Below are 723 nucleotides of genomic sequence, written 5' to 3'. Positions count from 1 at the left end.
TTCGTGAAGGATGGTCAAAAAGCGATTATCAGCTTCGTAGACCAAACTGACGGTAATAAGGAATTGACCAAGGTCGTTGAAAGCGGTAAGTCAGGTGAGCCAATCGGTACAACCAACTACGCAGCTCGTCTGAAAGAATTGACAGACAAGGGCTACGAAGTGGTGAACGATGAGTTCAAGGGACCTAAGACCTTCGATAATGACGATAAGAAGGATCAAACCTTCACCGTTACTCTTCGTCAAGGTACAGAGAAGATTACAGACCCAGCTAAGCTCAACAAGAAAGTATCACGTACCATCAAGTACGAATACGCAGATGGTCAAACAGCGGGTCGTCCAGCTCTGAAAGCTCCTGTGACTCAAGAAGCAGCCTTCACACGTACAGGTGAGCGTAACCGTGTAACGAACGTTGAAACCTTCACTGCATGGACACCAGCTACGAAAGAATTGGCTCAAGAAGCTACACCAGTCGTGACTGGATTCGTGGCAGATAAGGCCAATGTCGCAGCGAAGACAGTCACTCCTGATGATAAGGATAGCGAAGAAACAGTTAAGTACAGCAAACTTGGTTCATATGTACCAAATGTACCAGACGGACTTCCAAAAGTTCCAAATCTTCCATATCCAAACGATCCAACAGATCCAAGCAAACCAGGTACTGATCTTCCAGTGATTCCACATGTACCAGGCACTACACCAGTAGGCCCAGATGGCACAACACCA

The 723-nt window shown here is 46.6% G+C and carries 1 protein-coding gene; it reads left to right on the top strand.

Annotated elements, in window-relative coordinates; all coding sequences use genetic code 11:
* A partial coding sequence (locus tag D8793_RS11995) for a mucin-binding protein (protein ID WP_446677599.1) occupies positions 1-723 on the top strand: 723 nt, incomplete at both ends.

The organism is Streptococcus cristatus (assembly GCF_003943465.1).
GTDB classification, from domain to species: domain Bacteria; phylum Bacillota; class Bacilli; order Lactobacillales; family Streptococcaceae; genus Streptococcus; species Streptococcus cristatus_C.
This window is presented reverse-complemented; position numbering and strand designations above follow the sequence as displayed.